Here is a 20677-nt window from a genome sequence, read left to right on the forward strand (position 1 = left end):
TGTATGGTTGCGTATAGCCATCATTTTGATGAAAAAGAGGATCAGAAAACGATTATGCTGAATAAGAAGCTGTGGATTGGAGTTACGTTAGGGTTTATTATTGCTGCGGCTGTTGTGCTAGTTGATTACACACTTTTTAATGATAATGTAAGTGATTCAGGCAACCATTCAGCCAAAAATGAGATTACGGTTTCTGTTTATGACCGGGGTATGATTCCGGTTTCTGAGGGATCTTACGCAGAAAATCGATGGACCGATTGGATCGATCGTAATGGACCGGTACATGTAAAGTTCGTTCCCATCCAGCGAAGTGAATCGAGGCAAATCCTGATGAAATTGATTGCTTCCGGTTCAGCTCCAGACATCATTAACGAATACAATACAACTACTCGTAACAACTTGTATGAACAAAACCAATTGTTGCCTTTAGACAATGTTTTGAAGTTTATGCCGGAATACGAGAAATTAATCACGCAATATCCGCAGTTAAAGAAAGCTGGCACCAAATCGGATGGCAAGCTGTATGAAATTGGGAAGCTGAATGAAGCTAATCCCTTACATGCTTTTTTTATTCGGACGGATTGGTTGAAAAAGCTAAACTTAGAAGTGCCTAAAACGCAAGAGGAATTTTTTAGGGTGGCTAAGGCTTTCACCGAAATGGATCCGGACGGTGATGGAATGGATGATACGTATGGGACAAACCTTAGTTATTATTCAGAGACTGCTCTGAACGAAATGTTCGGTGATTCATCATCAAGCACTCAATTTTCTTGGGGGATTAAGGATGGTAACATAGTACGTCAGTGGGAAAACGAACTGGCTTCTCTTACATTTAAGAAGCGTTTATATGATCATCACATCATTGATAAAGATTATATGCACGATAGCAGCGGATCTAAAGCTAAGCAGGATTTTCTTAAGGGAAAGATCGGTATTTATATTAATCCAAGCGTCAATTGGACCGAGTTTACCTTATCAGACCTTGCTATTCTTAAGAAAAATGTACCGGGAGCAGAAGTTGCACCGATGGCTTATCCTAAAACAAGCATGGGAGCGTTCACAGGCGCAATTAATAATCCGATTCAAATGACAACCGTAATCAATGTTCATACGAAATCCCCTGAAGCTGACGCGCGATATATCGACTTCATGATGAAGCCGGAAACATCGGTAAAATTTGTTGGAGATGAAGGGGTACATTGGCAAAAAAACGCGTATGGCTGTCCGAGCGTATTGGATACGTATAAAGAAAAAAATGAGGTCAGCTATAACGCGGATTATCTGATGTTTGTTACTAAAATTAATAAAAAGTGCGAATATATTACCAACAAATTGAACCCGGAAGTTCCTGAACAAAAGATATCGCTGGATCTTTATAAAAGCGCCCAAAACATGTATCTTGATCCGAGCAAGCAGTATCCCGGCTTAACGGTGGGAGAATATATGCCTGTGTTTCCGAACAGTCTGAATATGATCCAAACGATACTACTTGAGGAAATATCGGATCTCTATGTCAAAGCGATCATCAGCGGCGGGAGTTACAGCCCGGAGCAAGCTATATCAGACGCACAGGCTGTTTGGAATAAAGCAAACGGGAAGCAGCTTGAAGATTATATGAATCAATGGTATGCAGAAAATAAAGACCAAGTCTTTCTTGCCAAAGATATTTGGGAGATCGTGAAGCGTCAAATGGCAGAAATGCAGCCGTGAGGTTTACAAAATGTTTAAAGTAGCCCAAATAATTTATAGGTCTATCTATAAATTATTAAGGGCTCTTTTTTTTTGGATGATTATAATAGGTTTGAACATAGAAAAACTACAGGAGTGGATACGATTTGAAGATGAAAGTAGGAAGAAAACATTTATCAGTTGCATTATCGCTGCCATTATTTCTTAGTTCCTTGGGCGGAAGTTTTGCGAATGCGGCAACAATTCCATCAACAGTGACTCCGGCTTCACCGCCATCTTGGGGGTACTTTGTAGATAATTACAAAACCAATACGTCGTCTAATACGACGGTACCCAACGCGGCCATCGGAACGCTATCCGAGTTTCTGAAGCTTTGGACACCTGGTGACAAAGTTACGGATGCTGTGTATTACTGGAAAAACGGAACCAAGCTGTACCCGGCTGTGCTGGATGCTAACATGCAGTATGTGGCCAATATCGCAGCTAGACGCACGGCTGATCAAGAAACAGCGGCCTATTTGGATGACCGAAGAAACCAAACTTATTCAGTCACAGAGGGTCTTGGATCACTTACCGATGTATATCGGACCAAATCGAAAACGTACACAACGATTACAGGCGTTGAGGCTGATGCCACAACGATTAAACACGACGACGGCAACGGTTCCAATGGCGCCGGCGACGTGAATTCCGAGCTTGGCAAGATGATCACTCTGATCGGAACGCTGCGTGGCAACTATGCATCAGGCAATCCATCCAAAAATTTCTACCAGTACCCTCGCCCGTGGCGTCAGTTTGGTGATCATGTCATTGTCCCTACCCTGGTTCCTGCAGAAAGCAGCACTCCGGCCTCGGACGGCGGCTTCCCGAGCGGTCATACCAATGCTGCGTATCTCGCCGCTTTGTCGTTGGCCTATGCTGTGCCTGAACGGTTTCAGGAACTGTTGACCCGTGCCTCGGAGCTTGGAAACAACCGGATTATAAGCGGTATGCATTCCCCTCTTGATGTCATGGGAGGACGTGTCTTGGCAACATCCCTGGCGGCTGCTACCTTGGCTGATCCGGCCAATCAAACCATCAAGCAGGCTGCTTATGACAATGCCCATGCGAATTTGTTGACGCAAACCGGTACAGCGGTAGATCGGTTCAGCGACTACTCAAAGAACAAATCGGATTATACTCAACGTTTGACATATGGATTTAGCCAGATAAATCCAACGACTAACCCAATGGTGGTTCCTAAGGGAGCGGAGGTCCTGCTGGAAACACGCCTGCCTTACCTTGATAACACGCAACGTCGCTGGGTTTTGGCTACTACTGGTCTTCCATCAGGCTATCCTTTGCTTGATGATGCTGAGGGATGGGGACGGCTTAATCTCTTTGCCGCTGCGGATGGTTATGGTGCTTTTGTCAATGACGTTACAGTGACAATGGATACTAACAAAGGCGGTTTCCATGCATTGGATCGCTGGCGTAACGATATCTCCGGTACAGGAAAGCTGACAAAAGAAGGAACGGGTACTTTAAAGCTGCAGGGCAACAATACTTATTCCGGAGGTACACAGATCAACAAAGGAACACTTGAGGGTGATTCGAAGACGGCTTTCGGAAGCGGCGATGTTGAGAACAACGGAGGAACCATCGTTGAAAATGTTTACGGGAAGATGACTATCGGCGGAACTTACACACAATCTGACAATGGTACTTTTGAGCTCAACCTTAACGGTAAAGATGATCTACTCGAGATTAAGAGTGCGTTAAATGCAAATGGGAAATTACGTCTGAATTTTACGGGTAATTATGTTCCTAACGGCGTCGTCACTATCATAACCCATGGTAAGGATCAACGGAATGGACAATTCTCATCGGTTGAGACCGCGGGTTTGCCTAGCGATTATAAAGTTAAGGTTATCTATAATTCCGATAGTATCCAGTTAGCAGTCACCAATGACACAATAACTCCAAGCTCGGGTACGCCTCAAACATCAGGTGGAGCGACAGGCGAAAAGGGAGCAGGGTCCAATCCTGAAACGAAACACGAAAAGTCCCCGTCCGGTCAAAATGTGGATCATGTTGTGGTTGAAAGCGACTGGTTAAGCAAGGCTATAAGCGCACTGAATGGAAAAGATGCAAGCAAGCAAAGCATCACGATAGCAGTTACCGGCAATGGCGATGTCGCCAAAGTCGACTTGCCTATGAGCGTTCTTGCCGATTCGAAACAAACCATACCTCAATCGGTCATTTCTATTCAAAATGACGACGGTACAGCGTACCATTTACCGACATCGGTCATCGATACGGCGAAGGTGGCACAAACGCTAGGGACTGACGCTAAAAACGTGCAAATCAGCGTGACAATTCAGAAGGTGACAGGAACTGTTGCCGATCAAATTTCGCAAAAAGCGATACACAATGGCGTTACCCTACTTGGTGGATCTAATGCGCAAGTTATCGAATTTAGTATAACGGCGAGTGCAGGCGGCAAGACAGTGGAAATCAACAATTTTGGAAATACGTACGTAACTCGCAATCTTGTCATTAATCAGTCGGCAGATCCAAGCACTGCGACAGCCATTTTGTATAATCCGGCAACCGGGGAAATGACCTTTGTCCCTGCAGTCTTCCAAATCGTAGGAGGCAAAACTCAAGTCATGATTAAGAACCGCAGCAACAGCATCTATACTGTTGTTCAGTCGAGCAAATCCTTTGACGATCTGAAAAGCCATTGGTCCAAAGCGGATGTGGGTCTGATGGCCTCCAAGCTCTTGATTAAAGGGCGGACGGATTCTCAGTTTGCTCCTGACGAAACGATCAAACGCGCCGAATTCACTTCGTTGCTGGTTCGTGCTTTGGGGCTTAACGATAACGCAGCGGCGGCTTTTACGGATGTTAACGGCAAGGATTGGTTTGCAGGTAGCGTAGGTGAGGCGGCAAAAGCCGGTTTGATCAGCGGATTTGAGGACGGCTCCTTCCATCCGAATGCTAACATCAGCCGCGAGCAAATGGCAATAATGCTATCCAAGGCGATGGATTTGGCAGGAAAAAGCTACAGCGTAAACGGGAAACAAACAGAGCTGCTCGGTAAATTCACCGACAGTAGCAGCATCAGCAGCTGGGCCCAAACAGCGGTTGCACAAGTGACGGGAGCTGGTCTAGTTGAGGGTCAAACGGACAACACATTCGTAGCCGACGCCAATGCAACTCGTGCAGAAGCTGTAGTGATGTTAAAAAGATTTTTGCAGTATGCCGGATTTATTAACTAATAATATAGTTGAATAAGATTACCACAACAGGCTACCGCTGATTTAATCTCGGTAGCCTGTTCCGCTAACGGGCAGATTAGTTTAATGGTAAAATGAATCAAAGACACATCTATTGGGTGATCGTATGGATATTTTGAGATATGGGGACGTAGTACCAGGGAAAAGCATAGGAGCATTTCAAATTGGCATGAGTGCTGAGCAGATAATAAAATTGCTTGAAAAATATCAAATCGAGGAAAGATCCAACTGCAAAGTCGTTAAGACAACCACATTGTGGTTCTGGTTAGGGGAAGAGAATAAGACGTATCAGATAATGGCACTTGACGGTTTCCTTGGGAAGTATAAAGAAATAATTGGACTCGGTGATACAATATCGGAAGTCGAAAAGCATCTCGGTAAGTGTACACATGAGTCCTATGTTGTGAAGTTGCCCGATGTCAAAGGGATCTGTTTTGAATTGAAGGACGTCGATGACTATGATCAAGTGTGGGATGAATTAAACGCCCCTATCTGTTCAATCTGTGTTTACAGAGTCTAAAATTTTCTAAACTAACGGCGAACGATAGCTTCATAACAAGATCTAGCAGGCTGCCGGTGATAAACTCGGTGGCCTGTTGTGCTAACGGGCAGATTAATTGAGAAACATTTCATTTTTTTCTCTTGGACGTGCTATTGGAACAAGTCTGCCTTCATTAAATAATATTTTTAACTGATCCGAACTAGAGGTAGATTCTAACTTTACTACAACAGAGCAACCTACCATCCACTCACATCCTTGATTTTCGAGATTACTAAATTCATATGTATGATCAGGGTCATACTGCTTTGAATAATTCAGTGCTTGTTTCTTGTAGTCTCTGTAGTCCCAAAAAGATAAATTATGTTTTTTGTAAAATACATAAGAACTAGATAAGATAAAAATTATTAATAATGTAATCATTGTAATTGTAACGTGTATCGATTTTTGCATCTCATATTTTAAATTTACTATTAACAAGATAATAAAAATGAGCCCCAATATAACATTAATCACAGCAGATCACCTAATTTACGGAATTTTCCCATTATCAATTCAAGATTACCATAAAAATTCCATAATAGGTCATTTAATTAAAATAAGTGTTGATGGTATTAAGCTAAAGGGCAGTTTAATGCAGGATTCCAATATTAATCGTCAAATATTAAAGCGTAGAGAGGCAGGTAAGTGTAGAAATGGATACAAATATTTATTTTGTTCGTCATGCGCATTCAGTCTATACACCTGATGAATTGGGTAGACCTCTTTCGGAACGAGGTATTCAAGACGCAGATAAAGTAACGAATTTACTTAAGACTGAGAATATTGAGGTTGTGTTGTCCAGTCCATATAAGCGTGCGTTCCAGACGGTTGAAGGAACGGCTGAACATATTGATGAGCCAATCAAGGTTGTTGAAGATTTTAAGGAAAGGGAGTTATCTTTATAACCTGTTGACGATTTTGAAATTGCGATTACAAAGGTATGGGAAGATTTCGCTTTTGCATGGGAGGGTGGAGAATCAAATATACAGGCACAAAAACGTGGGGTTAATGCCCTCAATCAATTTTTAAAAGAATACACGGGTAAAAACATAGTCATTGGTACACATGGTAACCTCATGGTATTAACGATGAACCACTTTGATGCTGCGTTTGATTTTCGTTTCTGGAGACAGTTGGATATGCCTGATATTTATAAACTTAGTTTAAACGGCTTAAATCTTAAGGAAGTGACTAGGGTTTGGAAAAGATAACCCGAAGTTTTTACTTTAGTTTATTCCGCTAACGGAAACAAGAGTTTACAAATGTCGCAAGCGAAGGTTACCGGAAACGATGAGTTAAATTGAAAGGATGCTTGTGTACAATGTTTCTGAATGCAAATAATGATTATGGAGAAATGACATTAGAGCAGATTTCTATTTTGAAAGGGATACTAAATGATCTAAAGGTCGACTCTAGAATACCTCTATCCGTTTGGTATGATAAAATTCAATTACTAAAAATACGCGATTTATCAAATGGAGACATTGCCAAATTAATTCGGCAAGAAATATTTTTATCGCACGTTGTACCAGAAGCAATTAATAGAACTCTAATAAATCCACTCTCAGGCTCACTTGGGGATGGTGAAATTCTAGAATCATTTAGCTATGTCGGAGTGGATATGTGGGAAAATGAGGGGGAAAAGTTTTGTAATGAATTAAAGTCTTACTTGCAAAAGGTATTACTGAACTTAAAAGATCACACATTGAATATCCCATATGATAATCAAAGATTTGATGATCATGATCGAGAAGATTTAGGGGAAAACTTGATGAAAACAATTAGCATTCTTGATAATGCAATTAATAAAGTATAGAAAAGGAAAAATATAGGCTTGTAGCGATACAGAGTTCAAAAGTGGTCATTATTGAGCTAACGGGTAACTATAGTGCAAAGAACAAAAATGCGGCCGGATTATCTTAACGGCTGTTATTTCTGTCTCCATTTTCACCGGAAGCATTAGTTGCTTGAAAATGCTGTCTGCAGTTCCTAGATAACCACGGAGAAATGTAGTAAGAGATTTGAACAAAATAGTTTTCCCCTCTGTTATAATCACACTAGATATACATTATGTTATATATTATATGGATGGGTGGCGATGGTTAGGTATGAGTCTTTTTAATAACTGCGTGGGGAAGAGTCTAAATACTTCTCTTAAATGGATTAATGAACCACATGAATGGGAATTTTCTGAACAAAATTCACTTATGATTACCGCGCCACCTCGTGCAGACTTCTTCCATAACCCAACACAGGAAATAAGAAAAAATTCTGCTCCATTCCTATATACGACAACAAATGCAAATTTTATTTTAACCACTCGGGTCAGCGTAGACATACGTGACCGGAATGACTCCGGATGTCTTATGGTAATGGCAGACGAGAATAACTGGGCCAAGTTATGTTATGAGGATTTTAGAGGTCGACCTTCCATTATTAGTGTTGTAACTAAAGATATTTCGGATGATTGTATCGGTGACTATGTCGGGAATATAAGCCCTTTCTTAAGAGTATCTCGATATGATAATTGTATAGCTTTTCATTACTCTCTTGATGGTAACGAATGGGCATTAGTGCGGTATTTTGGAATGAATAATATTCATAGTTTAAAAGTCGGTGTAGTTGCCCAGAGTCCAGTTGGTGATGGATGTGCAGTGCATTTCGATTACTTACACCTCCTTCCTAATACGAATATAGATGTAAGAAATATAAAATAATAAAATCTTTATTTTCCTCAAACCTAAGTCATACTCCAAATGGAAGTGAACTCATAAAAAAATTCCCTATTTCCCTGATCTTAAGAAGCGAGTAACGGTATCCAAAATCTTTTTTTATATAAAAGAACGATTCTAATACAATTAAAATGGAATTCGTTGGGCATTGCGCTAACGAGGAATGTTAGTTCAACAAGTCGTCTGATTTTATTTAATTTGTCAGAAGTACTTCAAAACTAATTTGTAATTGAGACAATGTGGCCGATAATCTACTTCAAAACTTTATTTGTCATTTTGTTTTCACCAAAAAAGCCAGAAACTTTTGAGTTTACTGGCTTTCTGCACTTCAAAAGCAATTTGTCTCCCAACAATGTTTGTTGGTTGACAAATTGGTTTTGAAGTAGACAATAAACTTTTGAAGTGACAAATAAAGTCTTGAAGTAACAAATTAAGTTTTGAAGTAAAGTAGGCGTTCACTCAATCTATTGGGTGAACGCTTATTACATTTTTTCTATGATTCCCGTTAGCGTCGCATCCTGCATAGGGTGTGTGGATTGAAATTGCGTGGATTGAAATATCTAACACCACCTTAACATCCTGCCATGTTTCTTTGGGTTGGATTAAGATGTGCTATTCGACTTTCAATTGAATACTTCTTTTCCTACAGTTTGCGAGTTTGTTAGACATGTTTGATTTCTCCTTTTCAATGGACTGGTTCTTATAGAAACACACATAAGACAAACTGGAATTGACATATAAATTGCTGTAAAGAAGTTCTGAGAGGGAGAGAAGGTAAATGATGTTTCAACCACACCCAGATAATACCGCAATTGTGATTACAGACCCACAAAATGACTTTATGTGTCCTGGGGGGAGAGGCTATCATCTGACAAAAGCAAATATTGAACGAAACAATACTATACATAACCTTGAACTATTAATGAGTACTGCCATGAGTAGAGGATACCAACTATTTATATCACCCCATTATTTATACCCTCATGATTATGGCTGGCAATTTACGGGGAATGAACAAAAAATGTTATTAGGTCTTAGAATGTATCAAGTGGCAAATGCATACACACCACCGTCATTTGGAGCTGATTTTGTTCATTCTTTAAAACCTTATATTTTTGATAGGAGAACCGTCGTTTCAACTCCACACAAGGTTGCTAGCCCACAAACAAATGACTTGGTTTACCAGTTACGACAACATAGAAAAGAGAAGATAATTATCGCAGGACTGCTTTCCAACATTTGTGTAGAGTCCCATATGAGGCATTTGATCGAAACTGGTTTTGAAACAGCTGTTGTATACGATGCCACGGCTACAATTAGTGAAGCAGATTTTCAAGCAGCCGTTACGAATTACAAAGCATTTGCCAGTGCTAGTTGGACAACAATGGAAGCTATTTCATATTTATAAATCCTTTGAGGGTTTAAACCCTGCGAATGAAATAGGATTATTCCAGACAAATGTAGGTAGATTTGTGTCATTAGACAAATGTCGGATGATAAGAACATGGTTACATTAAAAGTCGCATTTGATGCGGCTTTTTCATTTTATGTCCTCAAGTTCTTGTCAAAATTAAATGACAAGAACTTTGGGACATTCCCGATTTTGACAAGAACATTATGACATTCCCGACGAATGCTCTTTAATCTTGAGCACTGTTTTTTGAGCTAACGGGAGTTATGTTGAATACATGCTTGAATATAGGGCAATCAACATTTACAATTGAATTATCTTCCAAATGAGGTGAAATGGATGTCACTCCGTATCGTTCGAAGTAATTAGTTTGCGGGCTGGGTAAAACGCGTACCAGCTGACAAAGGGGATTTTCTGTCCTTTTGGTCTCATGAAACTAATACTTTGAACGGTGTCGGGCTGATATCCAAGATATTAAGCCAAGGACACTCGTACTGCTTGAATGACGGAACAAATGAATTTTTCATTTGCTCTTATTCATGCACAGCCAGCTCTTGGCTTTTTATTATCTCATTTTAAAGATGGAGGACAAAGTGTGAACAGGTCTGAGTACAAGGATTTTTACGACAAGGTTGGAAAATTAAACGGTTGGGACTTTAGTAAATTAAGAACTACTTCTGAAGGAGAACAATGGAATTTTCTTTATGAAATTACTCAAAGATGCAATAAGTCCGATCTATTGCTTGATATTGGTACGGGCGGTGGGGAAGCTTTAATATCTATTACCGATGCTGCTTTGCTACTTGTTGGCATTGATCATTCAGAAGGAATGATACAGTCCGCTACTGAAAACTTAAAAAAATCAAATAAAACAAATATTCGTTTCTTACAAATGGAAGCTGAAAATATTACCTTTCCTATGTTCTTTTTTAATTTGGTGTCCTGTCGGCACAGTGAGTTTTATGCAACTGAAGTTTCAAAAGTGTTAGCGAATGATGGTATATTCTTAACTCAACAGGTATGCGAAAATGATAAATTAAACATTAAACAAGCTTTCGGCAGAGGACAGGGTTTTGGAACTGAAGAAGGGATCTTAAAAGATAAATACCTTACAGAGCTAGCTGAAGCTGGTTTTACTGATATTCAGTCGTTTGAATATGATGCAACGCAGTATTTCCAAACTTACGAGGATTTGGTCTTCTTTTTGAAATACACTCCTGTTATCCCTAACTTCGGGCAAGCTGATTATGATTTTGAAATACTTCAAAAGTTTATTGAAGCAAATCAAACGGAGAAGGGGATCAAGACTAATACGAAACGTTTCATGATTGTGGCAAGGAAATAATGGGTTGTTAAGCTCTAAAGGAAACGATAGCACAAAAACAACAGGCTGCCAGCTTACTGGGCAGCCTGTTGATGTAACTGGCAGATTAATACAATGGAATAATATGGAATTATAACAGCGCAAGTTAGGATAACTTCATAAAGCGCAGATAGATTTATACAAATACCTCCATTAATTATCCAATATATGGTATGTTAGGAGGGATACTATATGTCATTATACATAACCGGACAAATTGCGAATTTTTTATTTTTCTTATCACCATGGGGAGTAATCTATCTGCTATATCGCTTTATAAAAGCGTACGAGTTGAGAAAACGAACAGATGAAGAACTACATCGCAAACTAGATGAATTGAACAAACAAGTTGCAGAAATAAAGGAGAACATGAGTTAATTTCAATCGATAGGCTTACTCAGCCTTAGTCATCACCCTAACGGGAGAACGTTAACTCAAATGATGGATCCATACAAACGATCAATGAGCTGCTCGATCTATGGATATTATTCATTAGCTATGGGGTGAAATTTATGTTAAGAATTATGAGGATATTAGGTATTATGTTTAGTTTAATTGTGGTTGCCATTGCTATTTATTCCTTTGTAGCTGTGGTCGATTTACCAAGAAAATCGATTATTTCATCATGGATGATGGTTGGTTTATGTTTTTCACTGATATTCAATGGGATTTCCTCTTATTTGCCTCAGAAAAAAAAAGCAGGATTGTTAATGAGTGGATTCGGTGTCGCAATATTGATAATAGTCTTAGTGAAATTTTCATTTTAGCGGTGTGGCAAGCCATTTCATCAGAAAATAACCATTTTTACATATATGTTTAAGTTCGTCGCTCAACTAACGAGGTTAGGAAAGGACAGGACGAATACAATCATTCTCGTGTCCTTTCAACGGTTGAACTGATTAATAGATTATTTGGATTGCTACGAATCTATGAGTAATTTGCACATTTCTTAGTTTGAACTGATACTTAGGTACTTATTACGAGCCCCAACTCACATCCTCGCATATAGTAAGTCCGAGGGGGTGATGAAACATGGCTCAACCAATAACCATTGGGGCGAATAGCATAGCTAAGATCAGCGATCGTTTTTTTCTGATTGTCGAGGTGGAGGCGAAAACAACCGGGGTTGAAATTGATCCGGTATTTGGTGTAAGAACGACTGCGCAACAAGCAGCAGCACTCCTTCGTGCAGGTGTAAAGCGTACGAAATTTGAAGACTCCGATCCGAAACCGACTCGCACAACGATAGTCGAGTTGAAAGGCGTATTATTTGCTAACGGACGAATTTTCAAGGTATTCGACGTGGAAAACGCGACGAGCGACATTTCCGTCCTAGTTCGGATCAACCTAACACAGGCGCAAAGGCTTATCCGAAACGGTACACGTATCATCAAGGTTTATAGAAAACCATTCTAAATCAGCGAAGGGGTTGCGTATACAGCTCCTTTTTTTGTTACTTGGTCATTACGCTAAACTATAGTTCAATGAAGGACGGACTCTAACTCTATACAAACGATGAAGGAGCTGCAATGGCAGCTCCTTTTAGTTCTTCAGAATATAGGAGTATTTATCAAAAATATCGGAGGAAATATTCTTTTATTTATTCCATTAGGCTTTTTATACCCTTGATATGGAGGAAAGATAATTGGAAGAGGGCAGTCTATTTTAGTGTCCTTAATAAATCGTATCAACAAAAGTGAAAAATAAGCGAACAATATAATAGGATTGTTACAAATATAGGAAAATATTTAAGCATACCGAATTATATTAGCAAAGTAAGTACGATTTTGAAGGAGGGGCTTTGGCATGGCTGGGATGCGGCATCAGGCTCCCGAACGGGGCGCGGGAAATAAGGAAAATGCGAGCAGCGAACTAAAGGCCGGCGGGGCGACGCAACGTGAAGCAACCTATGGCGATTGGCTGCAGCTCCAGCGGACAGTGGGTATCGGATGGTTGGGGAGCTATTGAAGAGTGGCGTGGGGCTTTCCGCTGCTCCGCCGTCAACAGGTGTACAAAGAGCGCCAGGGCTCCCAACGAGGCAGCAGCTAAAAGATGAAGGCCTGAAGGCCGGAACGAAGCTGATCGGCAAGACATCGTGGGCCAATCTGGATGACGCGCTATACGCTTACGAGAAGCTAGGGGACACGGATTATAGGGCTCAGGAAGAGCAGATGCAAAAGATTGAAGTTATTATTGGAAAATGGCGGGCTAGCTACGACCAGCGGGCAAATAAGGAGAAGCTGAAGGCGAAAGACCCGGCTAAGCTGGCCAAGGTGGAGCAAATTCTGGCTGACATTCGGAATCGGCGTGTAGCCATTCAAAGGGCGAACGCACCTACTACCGTTGGGCAAGAGGGACTCCGAGGGGCAGAGGCATCCCATGTCGGAGTGGGAAATGCTTCTGTACATAACAACGAGGAGAAGAAGGAAGTGAAAGCAGCCGTCACGCTGAACGTTTATTTGCGAGGGCAGGGTTACAAGCTCGACCGCAATTATTTGTCATGGGCCATGGGAGAAATGGCACACGTGAGTTGGAAGGCACATGTCGGCTCAAGCGATGCTACCCAGCGATTGGCGATTGCGCAGGCGGTCAGTCCGATGCTGATGAGTTGGAACATTTCACATAAGTTTGACTCCTCCAACACACAGGATCCCATCGACAAATTCCTTACCGTCTATCCTCCGGAGGATGAGGAGGACTGGGAACTGATTGTTAAGATGCTGGAGGGGGCGGTAGGCAGCTTCGCCACGGTCGACGTAGCCGGCGATATGCCAGTTGGCGATACGGGCAAGGTGAATATGCGTCACGGTCAGAACACGACGCTTACGCTGGACATGCTTCAAGGGCTTGATGTGAAAGAAGAAGGCAGCCTCGGCTCGTACAAGCAATACGTAGGCAGTGCTGTGCAAGGGGGGAGCCTTCCGCTGTTGATAAACGGTCAAACGATGTTTTTCAGCAAGACCATGGATGCTCCCGCTCAGCTCACCCCACAATACATTTATATGGCGATTCTAGTGGGTGACCGAATTGTGCCGGACAAGCGAGAGGAACCGAATCCGGCGAAAGTGCCGCTGCCGCCTGGGATCAAAGCATTCGAGCGGCAATAAGCCGGCTACCGGATAGTTTAATTAAAATGGAATGTTCTCCTTTCAAAAATGGTAAATTGGTAATAAAAATATGAAGGGGAATAGAGAGATGCACAGCAATATTTGGTCTGGTTCAAAAGTCAGATTACGTCCTGTACTATCATCAGATTGGAAAGAATTTCATGAGAATGACCACGATTCCGAAGGTGCAAGATTGTGTGATTTCATACATTTTCCTCGATCTGAAGAGGGAACAAAGTCGTGGGCGGAATACACTTCATCTAAGACCTTCGATGGCGATAATGTATTCCTTGCAGTTGAAGCCCTCGATGGAACTCTTGTTGGCAGTATAACTGCAAACAGCTGTGATACACGTAACGGTACCTTTAAATATGGTATAGCTATCTTCCATAAACATTGGCGAAAAGGATATGCCTCTGAGGCAACAAGGATATTGCTCCGTTATTACTTTGAGGAATTACGCTACCGTAAGGTGAACGCTTATGTGTATGCCTTCAATGTGGGGTCACGTGCTTTGCAGGAGCATCTTGGATTCGTCCAAGAAGGGATCCTCAGAGAAATGATTTTTACAAAGGGCAAGCATTATGACGAATACGTTTATGGACAAACAAAGGATGAGTTCCAAAATCTCGGCAAATAAACAACACTCGGTAACAACTTAGTTCCGTTTCAGCACGTTATAACTTTGGAGGTGGAAATACTGATTAGTGTCAAGGAAGTATTACTCGATCAATTAGCCGCTTGTCATGATGATGAAAGTTGGATTAAACCATCTATAACGATTTTAAATGATTTACCTGTAAAGGATGCAGTCTGGAAAGCAGAAGACTATCCACACTCCATCTATGAGATTGCAAACCATCTCATTTTCTGGAATGAAATGTGGCTAAATCGGTTTATTCATGATGATTTGTTAGGTACAAGTCATATAACGAACGATGAAACTTTTGAATTGGATCTCTTGAAGCAGGATGAAGCAAGTTGGAATGAGACTATTCGGAGATTAAGCAATGGGTTTGTACGTTGGCAAGAAGTTATTATGAACTGTGACGACTCTAAACTGGAAAAAAGAATACCGTCCTACTTCAATGCGCAGTGGTGGGGTGTGATTTCGAATTTGTGTATCCATAACGCCTACCATATTGGGCAGATGATGCTATTGAAAAAGCAAGTACAGAAATATCGAGCGTAACGAGAAGCAGTCTCTGTAAAGAAACTGCTTTTTTTATTTCATTATTCACTAGTCTTTCTTTCACCCTATTCAGCTGTTTCATCAAGGTCTTCGTTATAAGCTAATATTCCGCGTTTAAAATAATGAAGTTTTTCGTCTGAGGTAGTTTCCATTAAATTAGTGATCAGCAGTTCAACACTTTCCTTGTAGTTTTGGCTATTGTATAGAGCCATGGCGAGGAACACTTGAATTGCCCGGTTCTCTGGAAATTCCCTCACGCCTCTACGTAACGTCTCGACGGCTCTTTCGTAATGCCCCCAGTAGCGATATGTACTCCCTAAACCCATTAAGCATCTTTCTAGATCAGGACCAGGTAAGCCCAACTTAAGAGCTCGCTCATAATAGTGAATAGCCTCACGTCCAAGGCCGGAATTGTCATGCGCTATTCCAATTTGATAATTGATCTCCGCATCATCCGGATAATCGGAAAGCAATTCTAATAAGTTCTCGCGAACCTCACTTAAGATCGCTTGATCCTGCTTGGCTCGTCCTTCTTCTCGCCGTTCAATTAATTTGCTCAATTCGTCTCTTGTCATATGTTCACCATCCCAAGTGTGACAGTCTTTTTTTATATGAGATTATATTAACACACACGAACAAAATATTTACGGGTGCGCCCAAAAATAATCCATTCATCCTGCATCCTCCGTCGGGCTATAATCGACATGTAAACGGATTCAAATAAGGAGGAGCGACATGTCCAAACTAAAGAAAGCGATGTCAGTGCCAGTTGTTTTCTCACTCGTATTTGCAGCTGCGGGCTGCAGCAGTCCAAGTAACAATGCCAGTTTGAAGGCAACTCCAGCGAGCGGCAGCACGACGGCTCCAACCGCACAAAGCGCAGACGCATCCAAATCAGGGGAGCAAAGCAATACCAAAAAGACGAAATTGATCTTTTGGGACAAGTCGGAATACGTGAAGGAATACAATGATTCGCAAAAAGAAAGAGTGGCCCAATTCTCCAAGGAGTTCAATGTCGATGTGGAGTATGTCGCAATCCCGCCGGCAGATTTAAAAACAAAGCTGCTTGCGGCTGTTGAAGCGGGGAACCCGCCCGATTTGCTGCTAGCTGACGATTTTGTCGCGAAACAATTCGTGGGCAACAATCAATTGGTGGAAATTTCGGATATCTTAAAGAAATATGATTTCCGGGAAGACTCCAAGAAATATGCCTATGCGTTAGAAGGTTGGTATGAGGTTCCGGTTATCATAATCCTAACGTTATGTATGTGCGAAAAGATAAGGTAGCAGAAAAGAATCTGGAGCTTCCGAAAACGTGGGACGATGTAAAGAAAGTGGCCAAAGCGATCAACGATCCGAAAAATAATTTTTATGGACTTGGCTTTCAGCTTGGAGGCGGCGGAGACTCGAATGGCCGTATCGAAAACTTAATTCGAACGTTCGGAACGGACTTGGTCGACAAGGACGGTAAAGTTACGGTCAATACGCCGGAAGCTTTGGAAGCCATCAAATATGACACCAGCTTTTTCACGGAAAAGTTGACACCTCCTGGAGCCGTAACAGGCGATGACTCATGGAACAATACAGCTTATTTGAATGGTCAAGTAGGGATCATTTTTAACTCCAGCAGCGTATATGCGGCTATGAGAAAAGAGAAACCGGAATTGCTGAACAACACGCAGATCATGCCTTGGCCAGCTGGTCCCAAAAGACAATTTGGTTCAGGCGGCGGTACCGTGTTCGTCATGTTCAACAAAGGCAAAAATATTGAAAACGCCAAAAAATACATCGACTACTTCTTCAACAAAGATTTTTATGGAAAGCTGATCGAGAAGTTAAATGGATTGGCTGTGCCGGTGTTGAACGGATTTGAGAATACGGAGTTTTGGCAAAAGCCGAAAAATAAAGGCTGGTTCGACGCTTCGAAAAATATTGTTCCACTGGGTGATCCAGGACCTCCAGATGCACGCGCTTCTCAAGTCATCAGTGAATACATCCTACCCAAAGCTGTTCAAAGCATTGTGGTTAATAATGTAGATCCGAAAAAAGCACTGGATGAGATTGAGAAGAACTACAAAAAAGTCTACGAGAAAAAATAAGATAAAAACACAACACATCTAACTGACGTACTTTCCCATAGGCAGGTGAAACCATGCTGCAATCATCCAATCGAAGAAGTGAAATGGTTTTGGGGTATACGTCGGTCATGCCGGTTATCATCGTTATTTTCGTGGTGATCGGCATTCCTTTTATCAATGCGCTATACCTCAGCTTAACCGATAAAACCGTAGGAACCGAAGCGCATTTTATCGGCTTTGGCAACTATCGCGAAATTTTTACAGACCCGGTGTACTGGAAGGTTCTCAAAAATACATTCATTTATTTTATGACGGATGTGTTCTTCAAACTGGTGATCGGGATGATTTTTGCCTTGACGCTCAATCAGGCATTTTTCGGAAGATCCATTGTACGGGTGTTGTTCCTTGTACCATGGGCGATTTCCGGACTGGTGTCGGCGCTTACGTGGAAATGGATGTATAACGATTCTTACGGCATCATCAACCAATTGCTGCTTGATTCAGGTTTGATTGATAATCCGGTCGCTTGGTTAAGCGGGCCTAAGATCGCATTAGTTTCTGTCATCATCGTCAATATTTGGCGGGGGATCCCCTTCTTTTTGTTCAGCATCCTTGGAGGTTTACAGACGATTGACAGGCAGATGTATGAGGCTGCAAAAATTGACGGGGCAGGTCCTATCCGACAGTTTTTTTCGGTCACGATTCCTTCCATCAGTTCGGTTCTTGTCATTACGACCATGCTATCCTCGATCTGGACGTTCAATGATTTTGAAAATATATTCTTAATTACCGGAGGAGGACCTCTGTATAATTCAGCGGTAATTTCCGTTTATACGTACGAAACTGCGTTTCTCCAAAATAATATGGGCAAATCGCTCAGTGTGGCCGGATCCATCATTCCGATCTTGCTGGTGCTGATGTTTTTTATGACCCGCAAGCTGGCCAAGGAAGATTGAGAGGAGGTGGCAGCTAGGATGAGAGCATCCACCGTACGTGCTGTTCGCAAAAAAGTGTTGATTTATGCAATCGTCGTTGTCGGCTTAATCTGGACATTATTTCCAGTCTATTGGATGGTCAAAACATCGTTTACACCTGACGCACTGATGTACGATGCCAAACCTTCCTTGATCCCGACCGAGGTGACGACGAAGCATTATAAGGACTTGTTTAGTCAAACCGAGTTTATGACCAACCTTAAAAACAGTTTAGTCGTTTCCCTGCTTGCCACTCTGATCTCCTTATTAATAAGTATTTTCGCTTCCTATAGCCTGACCAGGCTAAAGTTTCGTGGCAGAAAATTCATTACGAAAAGTATCATCATCTGCTATCTGATGCCGGCAGCGGTGCTGTTTATCCCGATGTATGTGCTTGTCAGCAAGCTTGGTTTTGCCGATAACAAGTATGGATTACTGATTATATATCCGACGTTTATTGTGCCTTATTGCTGCTACATGCTGCTTAGCTACTTCAAGGCGATCCCGGGTTCTTTGGAAGAAGCTGCGCTGATTGACGGATGTACGCGACTGCAAACTCTATGGAAAATTATTTTCCCCATTGCTGCTCCCGGCATTGCCGTGGTGGCAACCTTCGCCTTCACCATGTCATGGAACGAGTTTCTGTATGCACTTGTTGTCACGACGAGTCCAAGCCAGCTAACCGCAATGGTTGGTATTGCAGGCTTTAAATTCTCTGATTCCTTCATTTGGGGGCTACTGATGAGCTCTTCGGTTATCGCTTCGATTCCTGCTTTAATTTTATATCTCGGCGCCCAGACTTTTGTGATCGGCGGACTTGCCGATGGCGGCGCGAAATATTAAGCCAAATGGTTCATACGCAACAGGTCATCCGGAGCATTCTGGCTGACCTTTTTAACTATGATTCTATTAGATTTAAGCTATAATAGAGCTAAAACGATTCAGTACCACAAAACAGCATCTCTGGGGGAAGTTTACATGAATCATAAGAAGCAAAGTGTATTACCTTTGTTGACGATTGGTCTTGTACTTATATCTGGTTGTGGTAACGGCGCTTCCTATAAACAGGCCCAAGCAGCTGCAAACGAAGCGGGTAATGGCGGGGCATTGACCCTATGGATGTTTAATACGGATATCTATTTGAAACCGGCTGCCGAAGAGGTCGCCAAAGAGATGAATATCAAGCTGAATTATGAATTTATTAATCCGGAACGATATAAAACCAAAATCAAAGTGGCCGTTTCTGCAAATGAGCTGCCCGACATATTCACGCAATACTTAGGCAAATCCGAGCGGGACTTCATATTGAATGCTAATGTGTCAGCACCGTTAAATGATGTGTTGACCTTAACTGGACTTGAATCCAAATTTGACAAAGGAAGTTTGATTCAAGAAGCGGATGGGAGCATTTACTCCGTTCCTTACCGTCCCGAGCAATCGCAAGTCGTGGTTTATAATAAGAAGCTAATGGCCAATTTGGGCATTCAGCCACCCAAAACATGGGATGAACTTCTTGCTGTGATCCAGACGGCCAATCGAAGAGGTGTTATTCCTATTGCCCTAGGCGGCAAAGACCGCTGGCCTGGAGATATCATCTATAACACGCTGGTGCTGCGCGAAGATCCAAATGCTTTTAACCGAGCGCTTAACAATGAAATCAAATTCACCGAAAAGCCATTTGTAGATGCTGCCGACAAAGTCATTAAGTTAGTACAGGCCAATGCGTTTCAACATGGTTTTTTAAATCATAGCGATCTCGAAGCTCGTGAACTGTTTTACACGGGTAAGGCGCTTATGCTCATCAACGGCTCGTGGATTTTCACGAAAGCCATTTCAAGTTTAGGCGACGATTTGGGCTATATCAAGTTTCCCCAGACGGGAGCGGCAGCGGATCCATTCTCTACAAACACCGGGGAGCGAAGCAGCACGCCTTACGGGCTGTTCGTCAACGTGCAATCCCAGCAGCTGCAGAAGGCTAAGGAGTTCGCAATCCGATATTCGCTAAAAATCAATAATGAACTCGTCAAGCTTGGTCAAGCTTCCTATGCAGCCTCGGATATGAAAACAGAAGGAAAAATAAACGATGCTTATGCGGAGTATGTTAAGGATTTCAAAAGCTTCAAGTTCATCCAAACGTATTGGTATAGTGCAATCACAACGTCTAAGGGAGAAGAATATCGGGATTTGAACCAGAAATTGTATACGGGAACACTGTCTTCCTCACAGTATACAGAAAGTATGGAGCAAATTATGAGGAAGCCGTAAACGGCTGGTTCACGGCATTGCTTGCTGGAGGGGATAGGTATTAA

The 20677-nt window shown here is 41.8% G+C and carries 21 protein-coding genes and 1 pseudogene; 20 read left to right on the forward strand and 2 right to left on the reverse strand.

Features of this window, described 5'->3' with window-relative positions:
* Nucleotides 1-3 precede the first annotated feature (3 nt).
* The 3 genes from ACBP55_RS13000 (at nt 4) to ACBP55_RS13010 (ending at nt 5490) form a co-directional block, all read left to right on the forward strand.
* Nucleotides 4-1710: a type 2 periplasmic-binding domain-containing protein gene (locus tag ACBP55_RS13000; protein ID WP_464652076.1), complete on the forward strand. Its 1707-nt coding sequence runs from the start codon at nt 4-6 to the stop codon at nt 1708-1710.
* A gap of 131 nt (nt 1711-1841) precedes the next feature.
* Nucleotides 1842-4952, forward strand: coding sequence for an S-layer homology domain-containing protein (locus ACBP55_RS13005; RefSeq protein ID WP_464653309.1), 3111 nt, complete (start codon nt 1842-1844; stop codon nt 4950-4952).
* A 124-nt stretch (nt 4953-5076) separates the two neighbouring features.
* Entirely contained in the window at nt 5077-5490 is a 414-nt protein-coding gene (locus ACBP55_RS13010) for a hypothetical protein (RefSeq protein ID WP_464652077.1), read from the forward strand.
* A 93-nt stretch (nt 5491-5583) separates the two neighbouring features.
* Here ACBP55_RS13010 and ACBP55_RS13015 read toward each other — a convergent pair whose 3' ends face one another.
* Nucleotides 5584-5985, reverse strand: a complete 402-nt coding sequence (locus ACBP55_RS13015; RefSeq protein WP_464652079.1) for a hypothetical protein — start codon at nt 5983-5985, stop codon at nt 5584-5586.
* A gap of 179 nt (nt 5986-6164) precedes the next feature.
* Between ACBP55_RS13015 and ACBP55_RS13020 the strand changes: the two are divergent.
* The 12 genes and pseudogenes from ACBP55_RS13020 to ACBP55_RS13075 all read left to right on the forward strand — a co-directional run bounded on the left by ACBP55_RS13020 (nt 6165) and on the right by ACBP55_RS13075 (nt 15316).
* A pseudogene (locus ACBP55_RS13020) lies at nt 6165-6722 on the forward strand (histidine phosphatase family protein).
* Between the two features lie 110 nt (nt 6723-6832).
* The gene (locus tag ACBP55_RS13025) at nt 6833-7327 is read left to right on the forward strand and encodes a contact-dependent growth inhibition system immunity protein (protein WP_464652080.1); all 495 of its coding nucleotides are present in this window, start codon (nt 6833-6835) and stop codon (nt 7325-7327) included.
* Nucleotides 7328-7619: 292 nt separating this feature from the next.
* Nucleotides 7620-8228 (forward strand): DUF1349 domain-containing protein, encoded by a 609-nt coding sequence (locus ACBP55_RS13030; RefSeq protein WP_464652083.1) that lies wholly within the window; start codon nt 7620-7622, stop codon nt 8226-8228.
* Nucleotides 8229-9021: 793 nt separating this feature from the next.
* Nucleotides 9022-9651 (forward strand): cysteine hydrolase family protein, encoded by a 630-nt coding sequence (locus ACBP55_RS13035; RefSeq protein ID WP_464652085.1) that lies wholly within the window; start codon nt 9022-9024, stop codon nt 9649-9651.
* Between the two features lie 598 nt (nt 9652-10249).
* Complete coding sequence (locus tag ACBP55_RS13040) at nt 10250-10999, forward strand: class I SAM-dependent methyltransferase (RefSeq protein ID WP_464653310.1); 750 nt, start codon at nt 10250-10252, stop codon at nt 10997-10999.
* 210 nt (nt 11000-11209) lie between these two features.
* The gene (locus ACBP55_RS13045; RefSeq protein ID WP_464652086.1) at nt 11210-11395 is read left to right on the forward strand and encodes a hypothetical protein; all 186 of its coding nucleotides are present in this window, start codon (nt 11210-11212) and stop codon (nt 11393-11395) included.
* Nucleotides 11396-11529: 134 nt separating this feature from the next.
* Entirely contained in the window at nt 11530-11784 is a 255-nt protein-coding gene (locus tag ACBP55_RS13050; protein ID WP_464652088.1) for a hypothetical protein, read from the forward strand.
* Nucleotides 11785-12049: 265 nt separating this feature from the next.
* Nucleotides 12050-12433, forward strand: a complete 384-nt coding sequence (locus ACBP55_RS13055; protein ID WP_464652090.1) for a hypothetical protein — start codon at nt 12050-12052, stop codon at nt 12431-12433.
* A gap of 390 nt (nt 12434-12823) precedes the next feature.
* Nucleotides 12824-12985, forward strand: coding sequence for a hypothetical protein (locus ACBP55_RS13060; RefSeq protein ID WP_464652092.1), 162 nt, complete (start codon nt 12824-12826; stop codon nt 12983-12985).
* Entirely contained in the window at nt 12967-14124 is a 1158-nt protein-coding gene (locus ACBP55_RS13065; protein ID WP_464652094.1) for a hypothetical protein, read from the forward strand. The genes ACBP55_RS13060 and ACBP55_RS13065 overlap by 19 nt, the downstream gene beginning before the upstream one ends.
* Before the next feature lie 88 nt (nt 14125-14212).
* Nucleotides 14213-14764 (forward strand): GNAT family N-acetyltransferase, encoded by a 552-nt coding sequence (locus ACBP55_RS13070; protein ID WP_464652095.1) that lies wholly within the window; start codon nt 14213-14215, stop codon nt 14762-14764.
* 51 nt (nt 14765-14815) lie between these two features.
* Entirely contained in the window at nt 14816-15316 is a 501-nt protein-coding gene (locus ACBP55_RS13075) for a DinB family protein (protein ID WP_464653311.1), read from the forward strand.
* Nucleotides 15317-15381: 65 nt separating this feature from the next.
* Here the strand turns inward: ACBP55_RS13075 and ACBP55_RS13080 are convergent, their stop codons facing one another.
* A complete protein-coding gene (locus ACBP55_RS13080) occupies nt 15382-15891 on the reverse strand; it encodes a tetratricopeptide repeat protein (protein ID WP_464652097.1) in 510 nt (169 codons plus the stop codon).
* A gap of 160 nt (nt 15892-16051) precedes the next feature.
* Between ACBP55_RS13080 and ACBP55_RS13085 the strand changes: the two genes are divergently transcribed.
* The 5 genes from ACBP55_RS13085 to ACBP55_RS13105 all read left to right on the forward strand — a co-directional run bounded on the left by ACBP55_RS13085 (nt 16052) and on the right by ACBP55_RS13105 (nt 20633).
* Nucleotides 16052-16603: an extracellular solute-binding protein gene (locus tag ACBP55_RS13085; protein ID WP_464652099.1), complete on the forward strand. Its 552-nt coding sequence runs from the start codon at nt 16052-16054 to the stop codon at nt 16601-16603.
* On the forward strand, nt 16585-17415 hold the full coding sequence (locus ACBP55_RS13090) for an ABC transporter substrate-binding protein (protein ID WP_464652100.1): 831 nt from the start codon (nt 16585-16587) through the stop codon (nt 17413-17415). The genes ACBP55_RS13085 and ACBP55_RS13090 overlap by 19 nt, the downstream gene beginning before the upstream one ends.
* A 53-nt stretch (nt 17416-17468) precedes the next feature.
* A complete protein-coding gene (locus ACBP55_RS13095; protein WP_464652102.1) occupies nt 17469-18350 on the forward strand; it encodes a carbohydrate ABC transporter permease in 882 nt (293 codons plus the stop codon).
* A gap of 18 nt (nt 18351-18368) precedes the next feature.
* The gene (locus tag ACBP55_RS13100; RefSeq protein WP_464652104.1) at nt 18369-19211 is read left to right on the forward strand and encodes a carbohydrate ABC transporter permease; all 843 of its coding nucleotides are present in this window, start codon (nt 18369-18371) and stop codon (nt 19209-19211) included.
* Between the two features lie 135 nt (nt 19212-19346).
* Nucleotides 19347-20633 (forward strand): ABC transporter substrate-binding protein, encoded by a 1287-nt coding sequence (locus ACBP55_RS13105; RefSeq protein ID WP_464652105.1) that lies wholly within the window; start codon nt 19347-19349, stop codon nt 20631-20633.
* Nucleotides 20634-20677: the final 44 nt, after the last annotated feature.

The organism is Paenibacillus sp. WG02, from assembly GCF_055396115.1.